Origin of the sequence: Alkalicoccus saliphilus (assembly GCF_003044065.1) — a bacterium.
Lineage (GTDB): Bacteria > Bacillota > Bacilli > Bacillales > Salisediminibacteriaceae > Alkalicoccus > Alkalicoccus saliphilus.
Window position 1 is genome coordinate 123,779 of sequence record NZ_PZJJ01000005.1, and the last position, 22,432, is coordinate 146,210.

The following is a 22,432-nucleotide window of genomic DNA, read 5'->3' on the forward strand; positions in this document are numbered from 1 at the left end:
GTTTCTGCTCAGGCCTTATGTACTCTGCTCTATTTTATACATCCTTCCTTACTTTACCGCTGTTGTAAGCATACCGAGACCACTTTCGCTGATACAGGAATCTACTTTTAGGAATCCCTCTTTCTGCAGGAGTTCTTCCATAGCTTTTTCAGAAAATCGATGCCTTTTCTCAGCTACTCTCCCCCATTGAATGAGCATCGGGCGCTCCTGCGGGGGAAGAGTCTCTGCAGCTTTTTCCGCTGCTGCCTTCGTAAGATAGGGAGCAGGATTTAACAGAGCGAGATGTCCTCCCGGACGAAGAACCCTGTATATTTCCCGGACCATTTTTGAGGGGTCCGGCATGAGGAAGAGCACACATGTGCACATGACAGTGTCAAACTCCCGATCTTGAAAAGGCATGCTTTCAGCGTCCCCCTGCAGGAATTGCACATTCTTATTCCGGGGGCCTGCCAATTCTTCAGCCGCCTGGACCATCCCTGCAGAGAGGTCGATTCCTACAGCTTTTTGTGCAGAAGCAGACTTTCTGATAAGGAGTCTGCCCGTTCCACAGCCGACATCCAGAAGATTAACCGGATTCGAAAACCCGTTCCAGTGCCACAGTTCCTCCTGAAGATTATAAAACCAGGGCGAACAGGCCATCGCATCAAAAAAAGCGGTTTTTTCATCAAATTCTTCAGCCGTGAATTTCCTCATCTTCTTCCTGCCTTTCGTAAGCAGTACTCCAGCTTTCCGGATTTTTCTGCCACATTTTTAGACTTTCCAGCTGCTGTTCAGTTAAATCACCGTTTACAGCTGCTGTTTCTGCAAGTTCGCTGAAACTCGTTAACGTAATTACCGGGTAGGTTTTTTCGGAAGCTGCTGTTTCTGCTGCCTCCAGTTCGTATGTAAAAACGGCAATCACTGCGGCAATTTCTGCTCCTGCCTCTTCCACAGCCTGAGCAGCGTTAAAAGCAGAACCTCCTGTAGAGATAAGATCTTCAATTATTACTACTTTCGACCCCGGAGCTATTTTTCCTTCTATTTTATTTTGTTTTCCATGGCCTTTACTGGACGAACGGACATAGGCCATAGGCAGTCCAAGTTTTTCAGCCGCCCAGGCCGCATGGGGGATTCCTGCTGTAGCAGTCCCGGCAACAACATCCACATCGAGTTGTTTAATTTTTTCTGCCAGTGCTTCATATACTACTTTCCTTTCGTCTGGAAAAGACAGTAGAAGCCGGTTATCACAATAAATAGGTGACTTCAGACCTGAGCTCCATGTATAAGGATTATCAGGTGATAGACTGACGGCATTAATTGATAATAAAGTGTTTGCTACTGCTGAAGCTGTTTCCATGCGTTTTCCCACTCCCTTTTGTATTTTAAATAAGCACCGAGGGGATCTTTTTTACTTGTAATCCCTCTTCCTGCTACGATAGCGTCTGATCTGTTCTGCGCTGCCTGGGCCGGGGTCACTACTCTTTTCTGATCATCAGCAGCGTCTTCCGACCGGCGTATTCCTGGAGTAATACAAAGAAAATTTTCTCCATATGCTTCTTTTAATTTTCCAGCTTCCATCGCAGAACATACGACGCCGTTCATTCCAGCTTTATTGGCCAGTCCTGCGAGCTGAAGAACCGAATTTTCCAGCGATAAAAAAACAGACTGCTCCTTCGCTACCTGGTCATCGGTTGTACTCGTAAGCTGGGTAACTGCTACTGCCTTAGGTATTTGTCTGCCGGAGGGAGTTCCTGCATAAAGCCCTTCCATTGCTGCTTCCATCATCGTTCTGCCTCCAAAGGCATGTACATTTACGAGATCGACTTCAAAGGAGGCCAGCTGTTTCATTGCTCTTTTAACAGTAGTAGGTATATCATGAAGTTTTAAATCAAGAAAAACTTCATGCCCTGCGGATTTAATGCTTTCCAGTACAGGCACACCTTCTCTGTAAAACAATTCCATGCCAACTTTGACATAAAGAGGCTCTTTGTTAAAAGAGGTGAGGAGATGGTCTGCTTCCTGTTTGGTGTGCACGTCCAGAGCTACTATGACAGGCTTTTCTCCCATGATTTCCAACTCCTTCCTGTTAATTCTGAAATATTGCTGACATTCATTTCTTTAAGAAGTTCGTCCAAGTCATCAATTATCTGCGGGCAGGCGTAGGGATCGCTGAAGTTTGCCGTTCCCACGGCAACGGCAGAAGCTCCGGCCATAAAAAATTCGATAACATCTTCCGCCGTATAAATTCCGCCCATGCCAATAATAGGAATAGAAACTTTTTGGCTTACTTCATAAATCATCCGCACCGCTACCGGTTTAACGGCCGGTCCTGATAGACCACCGGTTTTATTTGCCAGAACCGGTCTGCCTGTTCTTATATCAATTTTCATACCGACAAGCGTGTTGATCATGCTCAATCCATCCGCTCCTGCAGCTTCCACTGCTGCAGCCATTTCAGTAATGTTTGTTACATTCGGAGAAAGTTTCACGTAAACCGGTACCTCGGAAACTTTTTTTACTGCTTTTGTAAGTCCCGCAGCCATCCCTGGATCACTTCCGAACTGCAGCCCGCCTTCTTTTACGTTGGGACAGGAAACATTCAGCTCTATAGCATGAACGTTGGAAGACCGGGAGATTCTTTTTGCCGCCTCGACATAATCTTCCTCTGTTTTTCCGGCGATATTGGCAAGAATCGGTACATGGAACTTTTCCAGCCACGGGAGTTCATTTTTTACGATGTGGTCCACTCCCGGGTTTTGGAGACCGATGGCGTTAAGCATACCGCTTTCTGTTTCAGCTACTCTTGGAGTTGGGTTCCCGGCTCTCGTTTCAGGCGTAGCTGCTTTTACAGCAACAGCACCGAGTTTGTTCAGATCATAAAATTCAGCATATTCCTGCCCGAAACCGAAACAGCCGGAAGCCGGCATTACCGGATTTTTCATTTTCAATCCAGGCAGTTCCACCTGCAGTCTGCTCATACTATTACCTCCCCTGCTTCGAATACAGGCCCATCTCTGCAGGCTTTAACGTAGGCTTTGCCTTCAAACGGCTTTTGTTTATCACAAACGCATGCCAGACAGGCGCCTACTCCGCACCCCATACGTTCTTCAAGTGAAATATACCCTTTTTTAGAAGAGGCTGTTTCCACCGCCCGGAGCATAGGCTTGGGGCCGCACGTATAAAACACATCGTAAGCCCCTGCTTCAGCTATCGCATCTGTTACAAAACCTTTCACACCTTTTGATCCATCTTCTGTTGTGACGATGACCTCACCATATTTCTGAAATTCTTCCTCAAGAAATATTTCTTCTTTTTTACGATACCCGAGAATAACTTTGACTTTGGTACCCCGGCGGTACAGCTGCTCTGCCAAATAAAGCAGCGGTGGAATGCCCACTCCCCCTCCGATAAGAAGAGCTGTTGATTCCTCTGTAAGCGGAAAACCCTGCCCAAGAGGACCAAGAGTATCAACCGTCTCCCCTGCTGCTTTTTGATTCAAAAGCTTTGTGCCCTGTCCTTCAACGCGGTAAACAATTGTCAGAATGTCCGCTTCCACACTGCAGATACTGATCGGGCGTCTTAGAACCGGGTGACGCTCACCTACCTTAAGATGAACAAACTGTCCCGGTGTCAGCATGGTTTTCACACTGGCACCCTTCAGTTTCATCTTAAAAATCTTTGAAGTCAGCTTTTCCTGGGAAAGGACAGTCAGGTTTTCTTTATTCATGTCATCACCGGCGCTTTCGATCGGATTGGTTCAGTTGAAAAATGCATCGACTCGATAACTCCAAGTACTGCTTTCGTTGTATCAAGAGAAGTGTTGCAGACAATTCCGCGTTCCACTGCCTCCCGGCGGATCCGGAATCCGTCACTTGCCGGCTGTTTGCCTTTTGTGAGCGTATTTACGATAAACTGGGCACGCCTCTCTGTAATAACATCCAGCATATCCGGTTTGCCTGTTCCGAGCTTTGCAATTGTTTCCACAGGCAGGCCTTTCTGTCTGAACAGTTCTGCCGTCCCCTCGGTAGCCATAAGGTCAAACCCTAACCGGTGAAAACGGCTGGCAAGCTGCAGCGCTTCATTTTTATCCTTATCAGCTACTGTGAAAAGTACAGATCCGTGCATTGGGATATCCATTCCTGAAGCGATTAACCCTTTGTACAGAGCTTTCTCCAGAGATTCGTCCCGGCCCATTACTTCTCCAGTCGATTTCATTTCAGGTCCCAGTGTTATATCCACACTCCGGAGTTTCTGAAAAGAAAACACAGGGACCTTAACAGATACGTAATCTGTTTCCGGAAGAAGACCAGTCGAATACCCCTGGGATGAAAGGGATTCACCGAGTACTGCTTTTACTGCCGTCTCCGCCATGTTGCATCCCGTAATTTTACTCAGGAAAGGTACAGTTCTGCTGGACCGTGGATTGACTTCGAGAACATAAATGTCGTCGTTCTGAATAACAAATTGAATATTCATTAAACCTTTAACTTCAAAGCCTCGTGCCAGGCGGACAGTATAATCAACAATTCTCTTTTTCATAGATTCTTTCATATGCTGAGGCGGGTATACTGCTATAGAATCCCCGGAATGAACGCCCGCACGTTCAATATGTTCCATAATCCCCGGAACAACGACCGTTTCACCGTCGCTGACGGCGTCTACTTCAATCTCCTGACCTACGAGGTAGCGGTCTATCAGCACTGGATATTTTGAGTTGACTTTGACTGCACGTTCCATATAAGTCATGAGCTCTTCTTCGTGATAAAGAATTTCCATCGCCCTTCCTCCGAGCACGTAGGATGGACGTATCAATATTGGATAACCGATGTTACGGGCAATTTCACGGGCTTCTTCGACTGATACCGCTGTTTTCCCAAGAGGCTGGGGTATATTCAGGTCAGAAAGCGTAGCTTCAAATTTATCTCTGTCTTCGCATGCATCCATGTGCTTTAAAGAAGTACCTAGAATATTTACTCCTCTTGCTTCCAGTTCGGATGCAAGATTCAGAGCCGTCTGGCCTCCAAACTGAACCAGCACGCCGTCAGGCTGTTCATTCCGTACGACATTCATGACGTCTTCTATTGTTAACGGCTCAAAATAAAGCTTATCCGACACTTCGAAATCCGTAGAAACAGTTTCCGGATTGTTGTTAATGATGACCGCTTCATATCCAGCTTCCCGAATAGTCCGTACAGTATGGACCGTCGCATAGTCAAATTCGATCCCCTGTCCGATTCGTATCGGCCCGGCTCCCAGCACGAGAATGGAAGGTGTCACTGATTTTTCAGCTTCATTTTCCTCTTCGAAGGTACTGTAGTAATAAGGTGTTTCTGATTCAAATTCACCGGCACAGGTGTCCACCATTTTAAAAACCGGATAGGCCTGCAGCTCTTCCTGACGCTGTTCTGTATACTGAAGTGTTTTTCCGGTGAAATATGCGGCCGCTTCATTGGAAAAACCAGCCTGTTTTGCTTCCCTGAAACATTCATCATTATCACTGTCATTTTTTAAAACTTCTTCCAGTTCGATAATTCCGGCTATTTCAGCAAGGAAATAGAAATCAATTTTTGTAATTTCATGAATTTCACTGAGAGTATGTTTCTGTCGTATAGCTTCCGCTACATAGAGGAGCCTTTCATCGTCCTGGGCAGCAATTTTTTTCAGGAGATTTTCTCCATATAGTTTTTTATCAGGCATAAGGTGTATTAAATCCAGCTCCGCCGAACGTACCGCTTTCAGCAATGACTCAGAAAACGTGCGTCCTATTGCCATCACTTCTCCTGTGGCCTTCATTTGTGACCCGAGCGTACGGTTGGCCGAATCGAACTTATCAAACGGCCAGCGCGGCCATTTGGTGACAATGTAGTCCAAGGCAGGTTCAAAGCTTGCGTACGTGTTTTTTGTGATCGGATTCATAAGTTCATCAAGATGGTACCCTGCCGCAATTTTAGCGGACAGCTTCGCAATGGGATAACCTGTTGCTTTGGACGCAAGGGCTGAAGAGCGGCTCACCCGGGGATTCACTTCAATAATATAATATTGTTCGCTGTGGGGGTCTATTGCACACTGAACATTACAGCCCCCTTCAATTCCGAGTGCACGGATAATTTTTAAAGATGCATTGCGGAGAAGCTGGTATTCCCTGTCGGCAAGCGTCTGACTCGGGGCTACCACAATCGAATCTCCTGTATGCACACCTACAGGATCAATATTTTCCATGTTACAGACAACTATGGCCTGATCACTGCCGTCTCTCATAACTTCATATTCGATTTCTTTAAAACCGGCGATACTTTTTTCGATCAGGCACTGGTTAACGGGACTTGCAAATAGTCCATTTGCCATTATTTCCTCCAGCTGTTCATCGCTGTAGGCCATTCCGCCGCCGGTTCCTCCAAGCGTATAGGCCGGGCGAATAATAACAGGAAACCCTATCCGCTGAGTGAAATTCCTTGCTTCTTCAATCGAATGTACGATGTCACTCTCCGGCACCGGTTCATTTAATTCATTCATCAGTTTTCGGAAAGCTTCGCGGTCTTCCGCTTTTGTAATCGCTTCAAGGTCGGTCCCGAGAAGTTCAATTCCGTACCGTTCAAGTATTCCTTCGTTGGAAAGTTCCATAACGAGGTTCAGGCCGGTCTGGCCTCCAAGTGTTGCAATAATTCCATCAGGGCGCTCTTTGCGGATGACAGACGTTACAAATTCAGCGGTGAGCGGCTCTATATATACTCTGTCTGCTGTTGTTTCGTCTGTCATTATCGTGGCCGGATTGGAGTTGACCAGAATAACTTCATACCCTTCTTCTTTTAACGCGTGACATGCCTGAGTTCCTGCGTAATCAAACTCTGCTGCCTGGCCGATGATTATCGGTCCGGAACCTACCACCAGTATACTTTTAATATCGTTTCTTTTAGGCATGTGTGATCCCCCTTTGTTCTGTTACGAGCTGCTGGAACATGTCAAACAGCTGTTTTGAATCTTCCGGTCCCGGAGATGCTTCCGGATGATACTGTACGCTGAAAACAGGCAGACTTTCGTGGGCAAGACCTTCTACTGAACCATCATTAACGTTCACATGGGTTACTTTTAAAGGAGTTTTATCTAAAGATGCTGCTTTTACCGTATAGCTGTGATTTTGAGAAGTAATAGAAACCCTGCCGGTCACAAGGTGTTTTACTGGGTGGTTCCCTCCGCGGTGACCGAATTTCATCTTTTCTGTTTCTGCCCCAAAAGCTAATGCCAGCAGCTGATGGCCGAGACATATGCCGAATACAGGGACTTTTTCTGCCAGTTTTTTTATTTCCGGCAGCACCTGATCTATATCCTCCGGGTTCCCCGGCCCGTTGCTGAGCATTATTCCGTCCGGTGAGAGAGACATTATTTTATCTGCCGGCGTGTTATACGGGACAACAATTACTTCAAATCCGCGCCCGAGCAGATCTTTCACAATTCCTTTTTTCGCTCCGTAATCGATGAGCACGACACGGTCGTTGTTTCTGCCGGGATGCCAGAATTGGCTTTTCGTAGATACAGCTTCAACCTGATCGTTCCTAAGTACCATCTCCTTTAAATCTTTAACAACTTTCAGGGGGTCTTCATCCATACCGCATATGCGACCTTTCAACGTACCAAAAGCTCGGATAATTTTCGTAAGTTTTCTTGTATCAATTCCTGATATGCCCGGAATCCCTGTTTGTTTAAGCCATTCATCCAGACTCTTTTCGTTTCGAAAGTGGCTGGGACAGCGCGCTGATTCTTTCACGACAACACCATGAATATTTGGAATCACACTCTCAAAGTCATCCCGGTTAATACCGTAATTACCGATAAGTGGATAAGTCATTGTTACAATCTGACCCTTATAGGAAGGGTCTGTAAAAATCTCCTGGTATCCTGTCATGCTCGTATTAAACACAACTTCCCCTGTCGATGCTGCTTCAGCTCCCAGAGCTTTCCCTGTAAATGTTACTCCGTTTTCTAAAATTAACTGTCGTTTCATACAGAAACCTCCTCTTTTTGTTTCCAGACGATTTTTCCATCGAATACAGTCATAATTGGCCATCCGGTAAGCTCCCATCCTTTAAAAGGAGTATTCCTTCCTTTAGACAAAAACTTTTCCGGTTCCACACGGGCTTTCCGGGTGCGGTCGATTACAACGAGATCCGCTGAATTTCCTTCTGTCAGTTTTCCGTATGGAAGATCGAAAATTTCCGCGGGTTTTTGTGACAGCCAGTTAATCAGCTGAGCCTCTGTGACGCATCCGGTATCAACTAAATGCGTATGTAAAAGGGCAAAGGCTGTTTCCAGTCCTACTATTCCGAATGGGGCTTCTTCAATAGATCCTGACTTCTCTTCAATAGTGTGCGGAGCATGGTCTGTAGCGATAAAATCGATTGTTCCGTCAAGCAGACCCTCCATTAATGCCTTTTGATCAGCTTTTGCTCTGAGAGGTGGATTCATTTTAAAATCAGCATCGTCACCCGGTATATCGTCTTCATTTAACAGCAGATGGTGCGGGGTCACTTCCGCAGTGACTTGGATTCCTGCCCGTTTTGCATCTCTGATGATTCTTACAGACTCTTTTGTGCTTACGTGACAGATATGGTAGTGGACGCCCGTCTGTTCGGCCAGAAGTATATCTCTTGCAATATGAACTGATTCTGCTGCGGGAAGAATACCTTTAATATTTAACTCTTCAGCTTTACGGCCCGTGTGAAGAGAACCGCCATATACAAGTGAGTTATCTTCACAATGGGCTGCTACAGCTTTATTGAGTGCTGCAGCCTGTTTCATTGCTTCATACATAGTTCCCGCTGTCTGCACCCCTACCCCGTCATCTGTAAAAGCGAAAGCTCCCTGTTCAGAAAGCTGTTTCATGTCAGTTAGTTTTTTACCAGCCTGACGCTCTGTGATGGAGGCGTAAGGAAGCACTCTTATAACAGCATCCTGACTTATCTTCTCCAATACCGTCTGCATCCCTTCCTCCGAGTCGGGTACCGGTCGTGTATTAGGCATGGCGCAGACAGTCGTAAAACCGCCGCGGGCCGCAGCTTCCGTACCTGTTTTTACGGTTTCCTTAGCTTCCCCTCCCGGTTCCCTCAGATGTATATGAACATCCACAAATCCCGGGGCAATCACCTTTCCTGTAAAATCGTAAATTTCCTCCGCTTCACTCTCAGAAATGTTTTGTCTTACTTTTTCTAATTTACCGTTTACTGTATTAATCAGCAGATCCAGTTTCTTTAATGTTCCATTTTGATAAACATCTGCATTTTTAAACAATCGCTTCATAAGATCGTGCTCCCTTCGCTTCCAGAATGTAGGACAATACAGCCTGCCTTGCTTTTACTCCATTTTTCATCTGCCGGAATATTCTCGACCTTTCGCACTCTACAAGAGAACCGGCAATTTCAACTCCCCGGTTTACCGGAGCAGGATGCATAATTATCGCATGGTCCTGCATAGAAGCTTCTCTCATTTCCGTTAATCCGAAATTTTCAAGGTAACTGTCTGCGCAGTCTCTGCCCGAAACGTGTCGTTCACGCTGAATTCTGAGCATCATCATCACGTCAGCCTGTAAAGCAGCTTCATCCATTGTAAGGTGTCGTCTTCCTTTTAAATCGTCAGGCATCCACTCTCTGGGACCGGCATAGGATACTTCTGCACCGAACTGCTCCAGTATGGAGGCGTTGGTATTTGCCACCCGGCTGTGTACCACATCCCCGGCTATGACTACATGCAGCCCGTGGAGCCTTCCAAATTCCTGTTTCATTGTCAAAAGATCCAGGAGAGACTGTGTCGGGTGGTTCCCCGCTCCGTCCCCGGCGTTTATGATTGGAACATTAAGTCCTTCCAGATTTTCATAAAATTTTGGTTTTGGGTGTCTTATTACAAGCAGATCTGCTCCAATCGCTTCGAATGTTTTTAACGTATCGTAGAGACTTTCACCTTTTTCTATACTGGAAGCCTCAGAGGTGAAATCCATGCGGTGCAGGCCGAGAGAGGCCTCTGCCATTTCAAAACTGTATTTAGTACGTGTACTTGGTTCGAAAAACATGTTTACTACTGTGTAATCGTGTTTCATTTTCTGCAGCGGGGTTTCCGCCTGACAGAGAAGATATTCAATTTCTGAAATGGACATATCCTGCAAAGTTCGAAGCTGTTTCATGTTTATTCCTCCTTGGAGGTGCTTTTTTATACAAAAAGCACCCGTTTATATATACGGGTGCCTACAGACGGGAGATCCCGCCTGAAACACACCCTTTAACGTCTCTCTGGACGTTATTAAAAGGTGTTATGCTGCTGAGCTGTCTTTCATTTTGCGGAACATCTCTTCATCTGTCTGAACGCGGTCTCTGCCGGGAAGAATTAAATTAAGCAGTATACCAATAACTGTTGCTAATGCCATACCGGCTATCTCCACCTGCTCTGTCACTTCTATAAAAGCTCCACCTATTCCTATAACCAGAACAACAGAAGCAATAACGAGGTTTCTTTTCTTGCCTAGATCCACCCCGTTATCGATGAGCATCCGCATCCCATTGGAAGCGATAATTCCGAAAAGCAGAATGGAAACCCCTCCCATAACAGCTGTCGGGATGGTCGTTATTAAAGCAGAAACTTTACCTATAAATCCGAAAAGTACTGCTGCTGTCGCAGCCCCTCCTATAACAAATACACTGAAAACTCTTGTCAGGGCAACAACCCCGATATTCTCACCGTATGTCGTATTCGGAGGGCCCCCAAGGAAGGAGCTTATTACTGTTGCTACGCCATCTCCCATAATCGAACGGTGCAGCCCCGGACGGCTGACGAGGTTTTTCTCCACTACTTTACTTAGAACCATTTGATCTCCGATATGTTCACTGAGCGTCACAGCAGCGATCGGAACCATTATTGCTATAATAGTCCAGTTCATGGCCGGCTCGTAGGTGACGAAAGGGATTAAAAATTCAGGAGACTGAATCCACGCCGCCTCTCTTACCGCTTCGAATTCAACAAGCCCCTGCCAGGCTGCAATAAGATAACCTCCAGTAATTCCTGTCAGAATCGGAAGCAGACTGAAAAAGCCACGGAAGAAAATTGCTGCTGTAATAGTTATTCCCAGCGTAGCCATGGCAACAAAAAAGTGCGTCCCGCTGTAACTCTCGGTGGCTGGATTTTCCATAGCCATACTGACAGCTGTTCCTGCGAGACCGAGACCAATAACCATAATGACCGGTCCCACCACAATCGGGGGAAGAATTTTCATAATCCACTGGACGCCGGTCATTTTAATCAGTACAGCAACAAGGCCGTATAAAATACCTGCAAAGAAACTTCCTATCATTGCTCCTTCTGGTCCACCGATTCCTACGGCAGCGATTAAAGGGGCAATAAAAGCGAATGATGATCCGAGGTAAGCAGGTATTTGTCCTTTAGTAATCAGGAGGTAGGCAAGTGTTCCGAGACCGCTGGAAACGAGAGCCACAGCCGGACTCAGTCCTGTAAGAAGCGGGACTAGAATAGTAGCCCCGAACATTGCAAAGAGGTGCTGTATGCTCAGCATAAGCCATTTATCAATTCTCGGTATCTCTCTTATACCTACAGTTTTATCTGTCATAATCATCCTCCTGTTCATTTCCAAACAAAAAACCTCTTTGGACTCCAAAGAGGTTACTCGTCTGCGCCGGTAAGGCTGCCAGAAGAATATCCCCTTCTCAGTCTCTCTGGACTGTCTTAAAGGAGGTTTTTTATGATATTAGTTTAAAACTACTGCTTCGTCCTGATCTGTTTCTCTCAGTTTCACTTCGATAATTTCTGATTTGGCTGTCGGAACGTTTTTACCGACGAAATCAGGCCGCACGGGAAGCTCCCTGTGGCCTCGGTCTATGAGGACAGCCAGTTGAATCTGAGCCGGCCGGCCGAGATCCATTACCGCATCAAGGGCAGCTCTTACAGTCCGCCCTGTATACAGCACGTCGTCTACAAGTATTACTTTTCTATCTTTAACATTTACTTTTATATCTGTTCCATGTACTTCCGGTTCTTCATTCTGCTTTTTATAGGTGAGGTCGTCTCTATAAAGCGTAATATCAATTTCACCGGTATCAATTCTTTCTCCTTCGATTTCTTTAATTCTCTCAGCAAGCCTTTCAGCCAAATACGCCCCCCGCGTTTTGATGCCAACGAGCACACAGTTTTCAATGCCTTTATTACGTTCAATGATTTCATGTGCTATACGGGTAAGTGCCCGGCGTATCGCCTGTTCATCCAAAATTTCTTTACTCAATTGTTTCACCCCTGTTTCATCGCTGTACAAAAAAAGCCCTCCTGTCCACATGGGTGCAGGAGGGCATACGTAGCCTGTTTATGCCGGTTCCTTTGCAGCCTCACGGGACTATTCTTAAAAGGAAATTTTTATTCTAATGACAATTATGACACTAGATATTTTTTATGTCAAATGGAAAATGTGGAAGCATGCCTCAAACAAGCTTTAAAATCTTCGGGGGGCTCCACCTCAAACAGCATTTCCTCTTCGGTTCGCGGATGCTTAAAGCCAAGTACGGCGGCATGAAGAGCCTGACCCTCAATCGGAAAACTGTGTTTTTTCCGTGGGCCGTACTTAGGGTCTCCCACGATCGGGAACTCAATATATTTCATGTGAACCCGGATCTGATGAGTTCGGCCTGTTTCCAGTTCACACGCTACGTGTGTATGCCGTCCAAAACGTTCCAGCACTTGAAAATGTGTCACTGCTTCACGGGAGTGATGTTCTGTTACTGTCATCTTTTGACGATCCTGGGGGTCCCTGCCTATCGGTGCATCAACTGTTCCTTTGTCATGTGAAATAACACCGGCGGTAATAGCTTCATATCTGCGCCGGGTTGTTTTATTTTTCAGCTGATTAACGAGTGACTCGTGTGCTGCGTCATTTTTTGCCACCATTATCAGTCCGGATGTATCTTTGTCAATCCGGTGGACAATCCCCGGACGGATAACTCCATTTATACCGGAGAGATCCTTACAATGATACATCAGACCATTAACGAGCGTCCCGTGAGGATGGCCCGGGGCCGGATGAACAACCATCCCCCTCGGCTTGTTAACTACCACCACATCTTCATCCTCGTATACAATATCAAGATGAAGATTTTCAGGAGTGACTTCCAGTTCCTGTAACTCCGGTTCCTCAACTGAAACTGCGTCATTTTCCTTTATTTTGTAATTGCTTTTAACCGGTTGTCCATTGACTGTTACGTGTCCGTTTTTAATCCAGTCCTGAACCGCGCTTCTAGTCCACTCATTATTTTTTTCCGTAAGCCATTTATCGAGGCGGATTCCATCCTGCTCTGCAGTAAAATCATGTATTGAGTTCATTTCATTTCTCCTGTCGTTTTTCTTCCATAAATACGTGGATGATTACCATAATTACCCCGGTCACGAGAGCCATATCTGCTACATTAAAAATTGGGTAATTATACGTGAAAATATACATATCAATAAAATCGACTACGGCACCTTCCAGTACCCGGTCAATAAAGTTGCCTACAGCTCCTCCCAATACGAGGGAAAGAGCAGTACCATACCATCGGCTTCCATTCAGCTGTGTCTGAATCATGTAAATAATAGCTGCAACGACTCCGACTGTCGCTATGTAAAAAAGCCACATCTGGCCCTGAAGTATACCAAAAGCTGCCCCTTCATTTCTGTGGGAAGTCAAGTAGAGTACATTTTCAATAATAGGGATGCTTTCCCTGACTTCCATATTGATGACAACCAGCCACTTTGTAAATTGATCCAATGCAATAATGACCGCTGCTATAACGTAATAAATCACCTGATTGTCCTCCGTTTCTCCAAACCATCTTCCTGAAACATCATAGCACAGGCTCCGGGGTCAGAGCAATTGCTTACATATAATACCTCTCCCCTTCTTAAATAAAAACTGTCTCTGCCTTCAGTCGGCAGAGACAGCTTTCCAGAGTGTTGATTAAGTCTTAATTTCAAAATAATTATTCCAGCGTTTAAGCCTCTTCTGCACTTCCCGGCGGTAGAAATCAGCTGAAGCCGGCCCGTCCGGACAGTGTCCTGCGGAGGCGAAAGCAAAAAACGTCTTTTTATACATAAAAACACTTTTTCAACAGCTTTCATTCCTCTTCTTATATTGAACATCCATAAAATGCAGGGCAGTTATTCTGCAAAAGGGTTGCTTTTCGGTCTTACCGGCTTACGTAATGGTGAACCACCGTTTCAGTACATTCCGGACAGAGGTCAGGGTGTTCAGGATCTTTTCCTAGTTCTGTGGAAACCATCCAGCACCGTTCACACGTTTCTCCTTCGGCCCGTTTAACTAAAATTGACATTTCATCGTAATCGGCAGCTTCACCAGGTTTATCCATTGTGCTGTATACTTCAACACCGGATGTAATAAACAGCTTAGTTAAATTATCGATAGAATCCAGCAGTTTCTTATCGTTTTCTTCTGCATACACTTCGACAGCTGCGTGCAGGTTTTTCTTAATGCCTTTTTCATTTCTTGCATCTTCCAGTGCTTTCATGACATCATCGCGCAGTACCATGAAACGATCCCAATCCGACACAATTTCTTCCGTGTTTTGGAACGATTTCACTTCCGGCATATCCGTAAGCTGAACAGCTGTCGCTTCTTTGTGTTCCAGATGTGCCCAAACTTCTTCCGCTGTGTGTGGAATAAGAGGGCTTAGAAGCTTTACAAGCGAAGTCAGCGCTTCATGCATCACTGTCTGTATTCCCCGACGCTCCGGATGATCAGAATGTTTAGTGTACAGCGTATCTTTTGCAATATCCATGAAAAAGGAACTCAGTTCAATTGTGCAGAAATTATGCACCTTGTTATACACGGCGGAAAACTGATATTCATCATAGGCGGACCGTACATCACGTACAAGATCATTTATTTTTACCATCATATATTTATTAAGACTGGAAAGTTCTTCATACGGTACTTTGTCGATGGCTGGGTTGAAATCGTTCAGATTCCCAAGCATAAAACGGAAAGTGTTGCGGATTTTCCGATACACTTCAGCTACCTGCTTTAATATATCATCCGATACCCTGACATCTGCCTGATAGTCTACAGAGGCAACCCAGAGACGCAGAATGTCTGCTCCAAGCTGCTTCATTACTTTGTTGGGAATAATGACGTTACCAAGGGACTTACTCATTTTTTTCCCTTTGCCATCAAGCGTGAACCCGTGACTGATAACGGATTTAAATGGCGCTTTACCAGTAACAGCAACAGACGTTGATAATGAGGAGTTAAACCATCCACGATACTGATCTGATCCTTCAAGATACACATCCGCTGGACGCTGCAGATCTTCCCGTTCTTCAAGTACAGCCTGATGGGATGAACCGGAATCGAACCAGACGTCCATTATATCCGTTTCTTTCGTAAAAACACCATTCGGGCTGTGTTCAGACGAGAAATTTTCAGGCAGAAGATCCGCTGCTTCTTTTTCAAACCAAATATTGGATCCATGCTCGCGAAAAAGTTGTGAAACATGAGAGATCGTTTCATCTGTAATAATCGGTTCTCCGTTTTCCCCGTAGAAAATAGGAATAGGAACTCCCCAGGCACGCTGTCGGGATATGCACCAGTCACCCCGGTCACGAACCATATTGTACAGTCTCGTTTCCCCCCATTTCGGAAGCCATTCTACGCGTTCCACTTCGCGGAGTAAATTTTCACGAATGTTATCGATAGAAGCAAACCACTGGGAAGTTGCCCGGAAAATCACTGGTTTTTTAGTACGCCAGTCATGCGGATAGGAGTGGGTAAAGAAATCCAGTTTGAGCAAATGCCCTGCTTCCTCTAATTTTTCTGTGATTGGTTTATTGGCTGTGTCGTAAAAAAGTCCGTCGAACATTGGTGCTTCTTCTGTGAATACGCCTCTGTCATCAACCGGGCACAGCACATCCAGATTATACCGCTGTCCGACAATATAGTCATCTTCCCCGTGCCCCGGTGCTGTATGAACACATCCGGTACCAGCATCCAGAGTAACGTGATCTCCAAGAATGACGAGAGATTCTCTATCGTATAAAGGGTGCTTCGTACGAATCCCTTCCAGCTGTTTCCCTGTATATTCTCCGGTGATTTCATAATTTTCCCATTCAAATTTTTCTGCAAGATCCTCAATTAAATCTTTAGCTGCCACATACTTCCCGTTTTTGGTCTCCACTACGGCGTAATCAAGATCCGGGTGCAGTGCAATCGCCAGGTTTGCCGGAATTGTCCACGGTGTAGTCGTCCATATGATGATCTTTTCATCTCCTAGAAGAATTCCTTTTCCTTCTGTTACGTCAAAAGTGACATAGATGGACGGAGAACGCTTGTCATGATATTCAATCTCCGCTTCTGCTAAAGCAGATTCTGATGAAGGAGACCAGTAAACCGGTTTTTTTCCTTTGTAAATGTAGCCTTTTTTCGCCATTTCCCCGAAAACTTTTATTTGTTGAGCTTCATAATCATGAGTCAGCGTGACATAGGGATTTTCCCAGTCCCCTCTAACTCCGAGGCGCTTAAACTGTTCTCTTTGATTATCAATCTGCTCCAGTGCGTATTCTTCACACTTTTGACGGAATTCGGCGATACTCAGCTTTTTACGGTCGACTTTTCCTTTTTTAGTAAGTGCTGTTTCAATAGGAAGGCCGTGGGTATCCCAACCGGGGACGTAAGGAGCATGATAGCCGGTCATGGATTTTGACCGTACAATAAAGTCCTTTAATATTTTATTGAGAGCATGTCCCATATGAATGTCACCATTAGCATAGGGGGGGCCGTCATGAAGTATGAAGACCGGCCGTCCTTTTGTCCGCTCCTGTACTTTATTATATATTTCTTCTGCCTGCCAGTCCTGCTGCATCTCCGGCTCTCTGTTTGGCAGGTTGCCTCTCATAGGAAAATCTGTTTTAGGCATAAGTAGTGTTTCTTTATAGTTCATATTATGAACCCTCCTAAGTGTCTTGATAAAATAAATACTCTGTTTTTATCGGTTAATGTTACAAAAGAGCTTCTACGGTCTTCTCTCCCAAGAGTGTTATGGTTTCAGCACTGCATGTGAAAAAACAGTATTGAACGTCGATTGAGCTTAAATAAAAAAACTTCCCGCCCTGAAAACAGGGACGAGAAGTAAAACCCGCGGTACCACCCAAAATAGCTGGAATCCAGCCTCTTTCGAATAATGTAACGGTTATTAACCGGCTCTGCCTAATTGGAAAGGTCCGTTCAGCAGGCAGCTCCAGGGAGATTTTCAGAACAGATATTCCACCGGGCTTCCACCACCCCCGGCTCGCTGAGGAAATAATTCTGTACATACTGACCCTATCGGCGCTTGAAAATTAGTTTAAGTATAATCGAAGAAGAAAGTAAGCGTCAAGCTCTGCTTAAGCTGTTGACACAGAGAAATTACCGCTTTCCATAAAAGCGAAGAACTATCCGGTATTTCCCTTTTTTTGTCTGCCCTTCGACTGAATGAAGCAGGCAGCGTCCCTTTCCACGCATAGAAAGCATGTCTCCACCCTCCACCTGGAACGAAGGATCATGAATAACTTTCCAATTCACTTTCGTTTTTTCCGACTGAATGAAAGGTTTTACTTTGGACCGCGATAAACGGAAGGCTTCCCCGAGGATGGTATCAAGTCTTAATGATGACACAGTTACAACATCTTCCACGTAGGGTTCCTTCGCACTTAAAAGTTCCTCCAGCCCGATAGGCCGGAGGGATACTTTCGCTTTTCCTACACTCGTTACCTGCTGCTCAATATAAGAAGCTGTTTCCCGGGCAGCAGTTAATTGAATCTTTTCTCCTGAAAATATAATGTCTCCAAATTTCTCTCTTTTTAAGCCGAGCCCCATTAATGTGCCTAAAACCTGGGGATGATCAATTGTCACAAACTTGGCAGGGTATTCCAATTCATACGCCTGTATTTCAAAATCATCAAGTTCCGGTACCATATAATCCGGATGCAGCAGTGCCCTTTTGCGCTCGGCTGTTTCCGAACCCCCGAAAAAAGCTGCTGTAACCTCTCCGGAAGTTCCTATTATGCTCGAGACGATATTCTGCTGACGGGGGTCGAGAAAATCTGATAACTTCGAGCGGTATTCATCCTGCACAACGTTTTTCCAATCAAGAACCTGATCGATAAAAGAATGTTCTTCTCTGCGGAAATGTTCATAAATTGACATCTGCAGCCTCCCGTTTACATAAATAGAGAGAACAGATAGCGTACGCCATCCATTGCAAACCGAAGTGCAATTAATGCAACGATTGGAGAAATATCAATCATACCAATCGGCGGTATAATCTGTCTGAAAGGAGCAAAAAAAGGTTCCACCAGCTTGCCTATCGTCTGACCAAACTGTGACTCTCTTGCATTCGGAACCCAGGACATAAAAATATAAATAATACAAATAAACCAGTATATCTGCATGAGCTGGACGATAATATTCGCTATGCTTGCCATGTAACTTCACCTGCCTGCTATTTTTTCAACACCTGAAAACGGTATTTGAAAAGATTTTATTTGTGATTGGGAACTTGTTTGACCACCTTCAATATTTCAGTGAAAAAACTTCTAAGATGATTGTATTTCCTTAGTACAGCGTAAACTTTTCCGCTTAAAATGTCTATAATACGCTTCTCTCTTTAGTAACAATCCAATCCGAAAACTTTTGAATCCTGGAAGCCTGATACGATCATTAAATGTCTTCATCGAAAAGAAAATCTTGTGGACTTCCCGGACGTAGGAGATTTCAGCTGAATACTTATCTACTGATAAAATTATCTTAACTTATTCTCCTACCAGAATAGAACCTATACGTATATAAGTAGCTCCTTCTTCTACTGCTACTTCGAAATCGTTGGACATCCCCATGGAAAGTTCTGTGCAGGGTGCGTAAGGCAGCTTTTTGTCTTTCACCTTATCTCTGAGTTCTCTAAGATGCTTAAAATAGTGTCTTACTTCTTCTGGATTTTCTGCATAAGGCGCCATCGTCATGAGCCCGATAATTTCTACAGCCGGGTATTTCTCCATAGAAAGTACAAAATCCATTACTTCGTCCGGTTTTATTCCGGATTTACTTTCTTCACCGCTCACATTCACCTGCACGAAACATTTCATTTTCTGACCTTCCGAAGCTCTTTTATTGATTTCTTTAGCCAGTGAAGTACGGTCTAACGAATGAACATAACTGTAGGCGTGAATCATTTCTTTTACCTTCCGGGATTGAAGGCTGCCTATGAAATGCCATTCCGCTCCGGAACCGATAGCTTCATATTTTTCCATGGCACCTTCGAGACGATTTTCGCCTAAATGACCGATACCCGCTTGTACTGCCTCTTTCGCCCGTTCAATAGAAACATATTTTGTTACTGCAACAATATGTACATCGTCAGCACTGCGGCCGGTTCGTTCACACGCCTTCCCGATACGGGATTCAAGTTTCTGTAAATTATCCTTTACACTCATATAGTCACTCCTTTTAAAACGAGCCCCACTTTTAAATATATCATAAAGAAAATTTCTGGACAGTTCAATATTAACTGCTTTTGACTGAACAGAGGTCCAGTGCTTTTTATCCAATAGAGGCCTATAAGTGTCACCTTACTTTTAACCCTCATGCTACAATCAATTTCTATCATCACCCTATGTTCAATACACTTATATAGAGTTTTTCTTTTCAAAAGAAACAAGCTGTCCGTTCCCGGACAGCTTGGCTTTATTATCGTCTGCGTCTGTTGCGCAGAAACGCCGGAATATCAAGCGCGTCATCGTCCTGCTGAGGTTCAGGCTCAGGAGAAGAGTGCTCCTGCTGAGGTTCAGGCTTTGAATAGCTTTCTTTGCGCGGTGCAGCCTGCGTTTGAGGCTTGCTCTGGCGCTGGGGTTTCGCAGCCGCCTGCTGTTGAAGACGTTCTTCAAATCCTGTAGCGATAACAGTAACTACGATTTCGTCTTCAAGATTTTCATTAATTACAGAACCAAAAATCATGTTTACTTCCTGATCGGAAGCAGAGGATACGATTTCTGCTGCTTCATGAACTTCAAATAAGCTGAGGTTTGATCCGCCGGTAATATTCATGAGTACACCCTGGGCTCCATCGACACTTGTTTCAAGGAGTGGAGAGGAAATAGCTTTCTTAGCTGCATCCGCGGCACGGTTTTCTCCTGTCGCTACACCAATGCCCATAAGCGCTGAGCCCTGCTCACTCATAATAGTTTTCACGTCGGCGAAGTCGAGGTTGATAAGACCCGGTACTGCAATCAGGTCAGAAATACCCTGCACACCTTGACGCAAAACATTATCCGCTTCACGGAATGCCTCAAGCATAGGAGTATTTTTATCTACGATTTCAAGAAGACGATCGTTAGGAATAACGATAAGCGTGTCGACTGCATCTTTCAGAGCTTCGATACCGGAAGCTGCATGCGTAGTACGGCGACGTCCTTCAAAAGTGAAAGGTCTTGTAACAACACCTACTGTCAACGCACCGCATTCTTTGGCAATTTCTGCAATGACTGGAGCTGCACCTGTTCCGGTACCTCCACCCATACCAGCTGTAATAAATACCATGTCTGCTCCCTGAAGCAGCTCCTGAAGCTGTTCCCGGCTTTCTTCAGCGGCTTTTTTACCAATGTCAGGATTTGCACCGGCTCCAAGTCCGCGTGTCAGCTTTCCACCCAGCTGCAGGCGTTCGTTTGCCTGGGACATTTTCAGTGCCTGGGCATCCGTATTAACTGCGATAAATTCTACGCCTTGAAGCCCGTTTTCGATCATTCGGTTAACGGCGTTGCTTCCGCCTCCACCGACACCAATTACTTTAATTTTTGCCATCTGCTCAGATTCCATTTCAAACTCTAGCATAATTGCGATCCTCCATTTCAAATCGTTCGTTTAAATATAACCGGAATTCACCTATTCAAGAAAGGACTTAAACATTTTTGAAACTTTTTCCTTTAAGCCCGGTCCTTCTTTTGCCGACTGCTGATGAGGCCTTTCACGCTTTGTTTCCTGACGGTGAAGAGGGGCAGTCACTTTTTCTTCCAACCCAGAATCCAGCTGTTTTCCCTGAATACGTGCATTCTTGTTGGCAAAGGTAATCAGGCCGACCCCATTTGTATATTGAGGTTCCCGGACACCAATATAGTCCGGAACGGATACGCGTACATTCTGCTGAAAAACTTCTTTTGACAGCTCAAGCATACCCGGTATTTTGGCATTTCCACCGGTAAGCACAAATCCACCCGGCAGTTTATCGTAACCAAGTTTTTTAAGTTCCTGTGTTACGAGCATCAGAATTTCTTCAGAACGCGGCTCAATAATATTGGCCAGCTGCCACTGGGAAAATTCCTGCAGCTGATCACTGCCTATCTCCGAAACTTCAAAAGTCTCATCATCGGAGGCGTCGTTAATCAGCGCATGGCCATAAATATGCTTTATAGATTCCGCTTCTTCGGAAGAAGTACGAAGACCCACTGCAATATCGTTGATAATATGCTCTCCGCCAATAGGGATCATACGGACGGCCTGAAGCGCTCCATCCTGAAAAACAGAAACAGTAGTGGAACCCCCTCCGAGATCCAGAAGGGCTACTCCCAGGCTTCTTTCGTCTCTGGAGAGTGCAATAGAACCGGCCGCAAGCGGAGATAGTACTATATCCGCGGTTTCAAGACCCGCCTTTTCAACACATCGGAGAAGATTGTGAAGAATAGTTTTTGAACCGGTAATAATTGTTCCTTCCATTTCGAGACGGACACCCATCATGCCGCGGGGGTCGTTGATTTCATCCAGCCCGTCGACGATAAACTGTTTAGGAATAACATCGATGACTTCACGATCCGGTGGTATTGACATTACCTGGGCTGCATCAATCACCCGCTTAACATCTTCATCACTGATTTCACGGTCATCGCTCGACACTGCTACCACACCATGACAGGACTGCAGTTGAATCTGATTACCTGATACTCCTACTATAACTTTGGAGATCGACATATCGATCATGCGCTCCGCTTTTTCCACCGCCTGGCGGATGGAATTCACCGTGTCGTCAATATCAACAATTGCTCCTCTGCGGAGTCCTGCTGATTTAACCTCTCCCACACCAATTATATTTAATGCTCCATTTGATACTTCACCAATTACGATACGGACGTTGGACGTCCCAATATCTAGTGTTACATATGTATGATCATAATTCACCGGGTGGCACCTCCTTCAGCTGACATGTGGCAGCTCTCTCTTTATTAACTTTATCCTATACTAATTATAATAGTAGTTTTTACTATTACAATGGTAATTCCTTATTTATCATTTCAAATTTTTAAATTGCCTGCTGTGAAATTATCTTTTTAGTTTCCAGCTGCCTTTCCAGCCACTATGTACAAGTCTACACTAAGTTGAAGGACTAGAAAAGCGATTATAGGCTCA

General features: G+C 45.0%; 19 protein-coding genes and 1 other annotated feature. All 19 genes read right to left on the reverse strand.

Going from position 1 to position 22,432, the window contains the following annotated elements:
• Positions 1-48: 48 nt before the first annotated feature.
• The 19 genes from C6Y45_RS05070 to ftsA all read right to left on the reverse strand — a co-directional run bounded on the left by C6Y45_RS05070 (position 49) and on the right by ftsA (position 22,204).
• Positions 49-693: a class I SAM-dependent methyltransferase gene (locus C6Y45_RS05070; RefSeq protein WP_107583945.1), complete on the reverse strand. Its 645-nt coding sequence runs from the start codon at positions 691-693 to the stop codon at positions 49-51.
• Positions 674-1,336: an orotate phosphoribosyltransferase gene (gene pyrE, locus C6Y45_RS05075; protein WP_107583946.1), complete on the reverse strand. Its 663-nt coding sequence runs from the start codon at positions 1,334-1,336 to the stop codon at positions 674-676. The genes C6Y45_RS05070 and pyrE overlap by 20 nt, the downstream gene beginning before the upstream one ends.
• Complete coding sequence (pyrF, locus tag C6Y45_RS05080; RefSeq protein ID WP_107583947.1) at positions 1,315-2,046, reverse strand: orotidine-5'-phosphate decarboxylase; 732 nt, start codon at positions 2,044-2,046, stop codon at positions 1,315-1,317. The genes pyrE and pyrF overlap by 22 nt, the downstream gene beginning before the upstream one ends.
• Complete coding sequence (locus C6Y45_RS05085; RefSeq protein WP_107583948.1) at positions 2,025-2,957, reverse strand: dihydroorotate dehydrogenase; 933 nt, start codon at positions 2,955-2,957, stop codon at positions 2,025-2,027. Before C6Y45_RS05085 ends, pyrF begins: the two co-directional genes overlap by 22 nt.
• A complete protein-coding gene (locus C6Y45_RS05090) occupies positions 2,954-3,706 on the reverse strand; it encodes a dihydroorotate dehydrogenase electron transfer subunit (protein WP_107583949.1) in 753 nt (250 codons plus the stop codon). Before C6Y45_RS05090 ends, C6Y45_RS05085 begins: the two co-directional genes overlap by 4 nt.
• Complete coding sequence (gene carB, locus C6Y45_RS05095) at positions 3,703-6,897, reverse strand: carbamoyl-phosphate synthase large subunit (protein ID WP_107583950.1); 3,195 nt, start codon at positions 6,895-6,897, stop codon at positions 3,703-3,705. Before carB ends, C6Y45_RS05090 begins: the two co-directional genes overlap by 4 nt.
• Positions 6,890-7,978 carry a carbamoyl phosphate synthase small subunit gene (locus tag C6Y45_RS05100; RefSeq protein WP_107583951.1) on the reverse strand — a complete coding sequence of 363 codons (1,089 nt, stop codon included), beginning with the start codon at positions 7,976-7,978 and terminating at the stop codon, positions 6,890-6,892. The genes carB and C6Y45_RS05100 overlap by 8 nt, the downstream gene beginning before the upstream one ends.
• Positions 7,975-9,270: a dihydroorotase gene (locus C6Y45_RS05105; protein WP_107583952.1), complete on the reverse strand. Its 1,296-nt coding sequence runs from the start codon at positions 9,268-9,270 to the stop codon at positions 7,975-7,977. Before C6Y45_RS05105 ends, C6Y45_RS05100 begins: the two co-directional genes overlap by 4 nt.
• Positions 9,254-10,147: an aspartate carbamoyltransferase catalytic subunit gene (locus tag C6Y45_RS05110; protein WP_107583953.1), complete on the reverse strand. Its 894-nt coding sequence runs from the start codon at positions 10,145-10,147 to the stop codon at positions 9,254-9,256. Before C6Y45_RS05110 ends, C6Y45_RS05105 begins: the two co-directional genes overlap by 17 nt.
• A gap of 126 nt (positions 10,148-10,273) precedes the next feature.
• Positions 10,274-11,587 (reverse strand): solute carrier family 23 protein, encoded by a 1,314-nt coding sequence (locus C6Y45_RS05115; protein WP_425427851.1) that lies wholly within the window; start codon positions 11,585-11,587, stop codon positions 10,274-10,276.
• A 132-nt stretch (positions 11,588-11,719) separates the two neighbouring features.
• Positions 11,720-12,259 (reverse strand): bifunctional pyr operon transcriptional regulator/uracil phosphoribosyltransferase PyrR, encoded by a 540-nt coding sequence (gene pyrR / locus C6Y45_RS05120; RefSeq protein ID WP_281260590.1) that lies wholly within the window; start codon positions 12,257-12,259, stop codon positions 11,720-11,722.
• A gap of 158 nt (positions 12,260-12,417) precedes the next feature.
• A complete protein-coding gene (locus C6Y45_RS05125; protein ID WP_107583956.1) occupies positions 12,418-13,338 on the reverse strand; it encodes an RluA family pseudouridine synthase in 921 nt (306 codons plus the stop codon).
• A 1-nt stretch (position 13,339) separates the two neighbouring features.
• A complete protein-coding gene (lspA, locus tag C6Y45_RS05130; protein ID WP_107583957.1) occupies positions 13,340-13,798 on the reverse strand; it encodes a signal peptidase II in 459 nt (152 codons plus the stop codon).
• Between the two features lie 382 nt (positions 13,799-14,180).
• Entirely contained in the window at positions 14,181-16,946 is a 2,766-nt protein-coding gene (gene ileS, locus C6Y45_RS05135; RefSeq protein ID WP_107583958.1) for an isoleucine--tRNA ligase, read from the reverse strand.
• A 174-nt stretch (positions 16,947-17,120) separates the two neighbouring features.
• Positions 17,121-17,342, reverse strand: a binding site (T-box leader).
• A gap of 68 nt (positions 17,343-17,410) precedes the next feature.
• Complete coding sequence (locus C6Y45_RS05140) at positions 17,411-18,190, reverse strand: YlmH family RNA-binding protein (RefSeq protein ID WP_107583959.1); 780 nt, start codon at positions 18,188-18,190, stop codon at positions 17,411-17,413.
• Between the two features lie 14 nt (positions 18,191-18,204).
• A complete protein-coding gene (locus C6Y45_RS05145; RefSeq protein WP_107583960.1) occupies positions 18,205-18,468 on the reverse strand; it encodes a YggT family protein in 264 nt (87 codons plus the stop codon).
• Positions 18,469-18,795: 327 nt separating this feature from the next.
• Entirely contained in the window at positions 18,796-19,473 is a 678-nt protein-coding gene (locus tag C6Y45_RS05150; RefSeq protein ID WP_107583961.1) for a YggS family pyridoxal phosphate-dependent enzyme, read from the reverse strand.
• A 253-nt stretch (positions 19,474-19,726) separates the two neighbouring features.
• Positions 19,727-20,866 carry a cell division protein FtsZ gene (gene ftsZ / locus C6Y45_RS05160; RefSeq protein ID WP_107583963.1) on the reverse strand — a complete coding sequence of 380 codons (1,140 nt, stop codon included), beginning with the start codon at positions 20,864-20,866 and terminating at the stop codon, positions 19,727-19,729.
• A gap of 51 nt (positions 20,867-20,917) precedes the next feature.
• Positions 20,918-22,204, reverse strand: coding sequence for a cell division protein FtsA (gene ftsA / locus C6Y45_RS05165; RefSeq protein WP_107583964.1), 1,287 nt, complete (start codon positions 22,202-22,204; stop codon positions 20,918-20,920).
• Between the last annotated feature and the right edge of the window lie 228 nt (positions 22,205-22,432).

What these genes read in the sequence shown, in the direction of transcription:
- C6Y45_RS05070 (WP_107583945.1), bottom strand. Translation starts at nt 693, where the DNA reads ATGAGGAAATTCACGGCTGAAGAATTTGATGAAAAAACCGCTTTTTTT.
- pyrE (WP_107583946.1), bottom strand. Translation starts at nt 1,336, where the DNA reads ATGGAAACAGCTTCAGCAGTAGCAAACACTTTATTATCAATTAATGCC.
- pyrF (WP_107583947.1), bottom strand. Translation starts at nt 2,046, where the DNA reads ATGGGAGAAAAGCCTGTCATAGTAGCTCTGGACGTGCACACCAAACAG.
- C6Y45_RS05085 (WP_107583948.1), bottom strand. Translation starts at nt 2,957, where the DNA reads ATGAGCAGACTGCAGGTGGAACTGCCTGGATTGAAAATGAAAAATCCG.
- C6Y45_RS05090 (WP_107583949.1), bottom strand. Translation starts at nt 3,706, where the DNA reads ATGAATAAAGAAAACCTGACTGTCCTTTCCCAGGAAAAGCTGACTTCA.
- carB (WP_107583950.1), bottom strand. Translation starts at nt 6,897, where the DNA reads ATGCCTAAAAGAAACGATATTAAAAGTATACTGGTGGTAGGTTCCGGA.
- C6Y45_RS05100 (WP_107583951.1), bottom strand. Translation starts at nt 7,978, where the DNA reads ATGAAACGACAGTTAATTTTAGAAAACGGAGTAACATTTACAGGGAAA.
- C6Y45_RS05105 (WP_107583952.1), bottom strand. Translation starts at nt 9,270, where the DNA reads ATGAAGCGATTGTTTAAAAATGCAGATGTTTATCAAAATGGAACATTA.
- C6Y45_RS05110 (WP_107583953.1), bottom strand. Translation starts at nt 10,147, where the DNA reads ATGAAACAGCTTCGAACTTTGCAGGATATGTCCATTTCAGAAATTGAA.
- C6Y45_RS05115 (WP_425427851.1), bottom strand. Translation starts at nt 11,587, where the DNA reads ATGATTATGACAGATAAAACTGTAGGTATAAGAGAGATACCGAGAATT.
- C6Y45_RS05125 (WP_107583956.1), bottom strand. Translation starts at nt 13,338, where the DNA reads ATGAACTCAATACATGATTTTACTGCAGAGCAGGATGGAATCCGCCTC.
- ileS (WP_107583958.1), bottom strand. Translation starts at nt 16,946, where the DNA reads ATGAACTATAAAGAAACACTACTTATGCCTAAAACAGATTTTCCTATG.
- C6Y45_RS05140 (WP_107583959.1), bottom strand. Translation starts at nt 18,190, where the DNA reads ATGTCAATTTATGAACATTTCCGCAGAGAAGAACATTCTTTTATCGAT.
- C6Y45_RS05145 (WP_107583960.1), bottom strand. Translation starts at nt 18,468, where the DNA reads ATGGCAAGCATAGCGAATATTATCGTCCAGCTCATGCAGATATACTGG.
- C6Y45_RS05150 (WP_107583961.1), bottom strand. Translation starts at nt 19,473, where the DNA reads ATGAGTGTAAAGGATAATTTACAGAAACTTGAATCCCGTATCGGGAAG.
- ftsZ (WP_107583963.1), bottom strand. Translation starts at nt 20,866, where the DNA reads ATGCTAGAGTTTGAAATGGAATCTGAGCAGATGGCAAAAATTAAAGTA.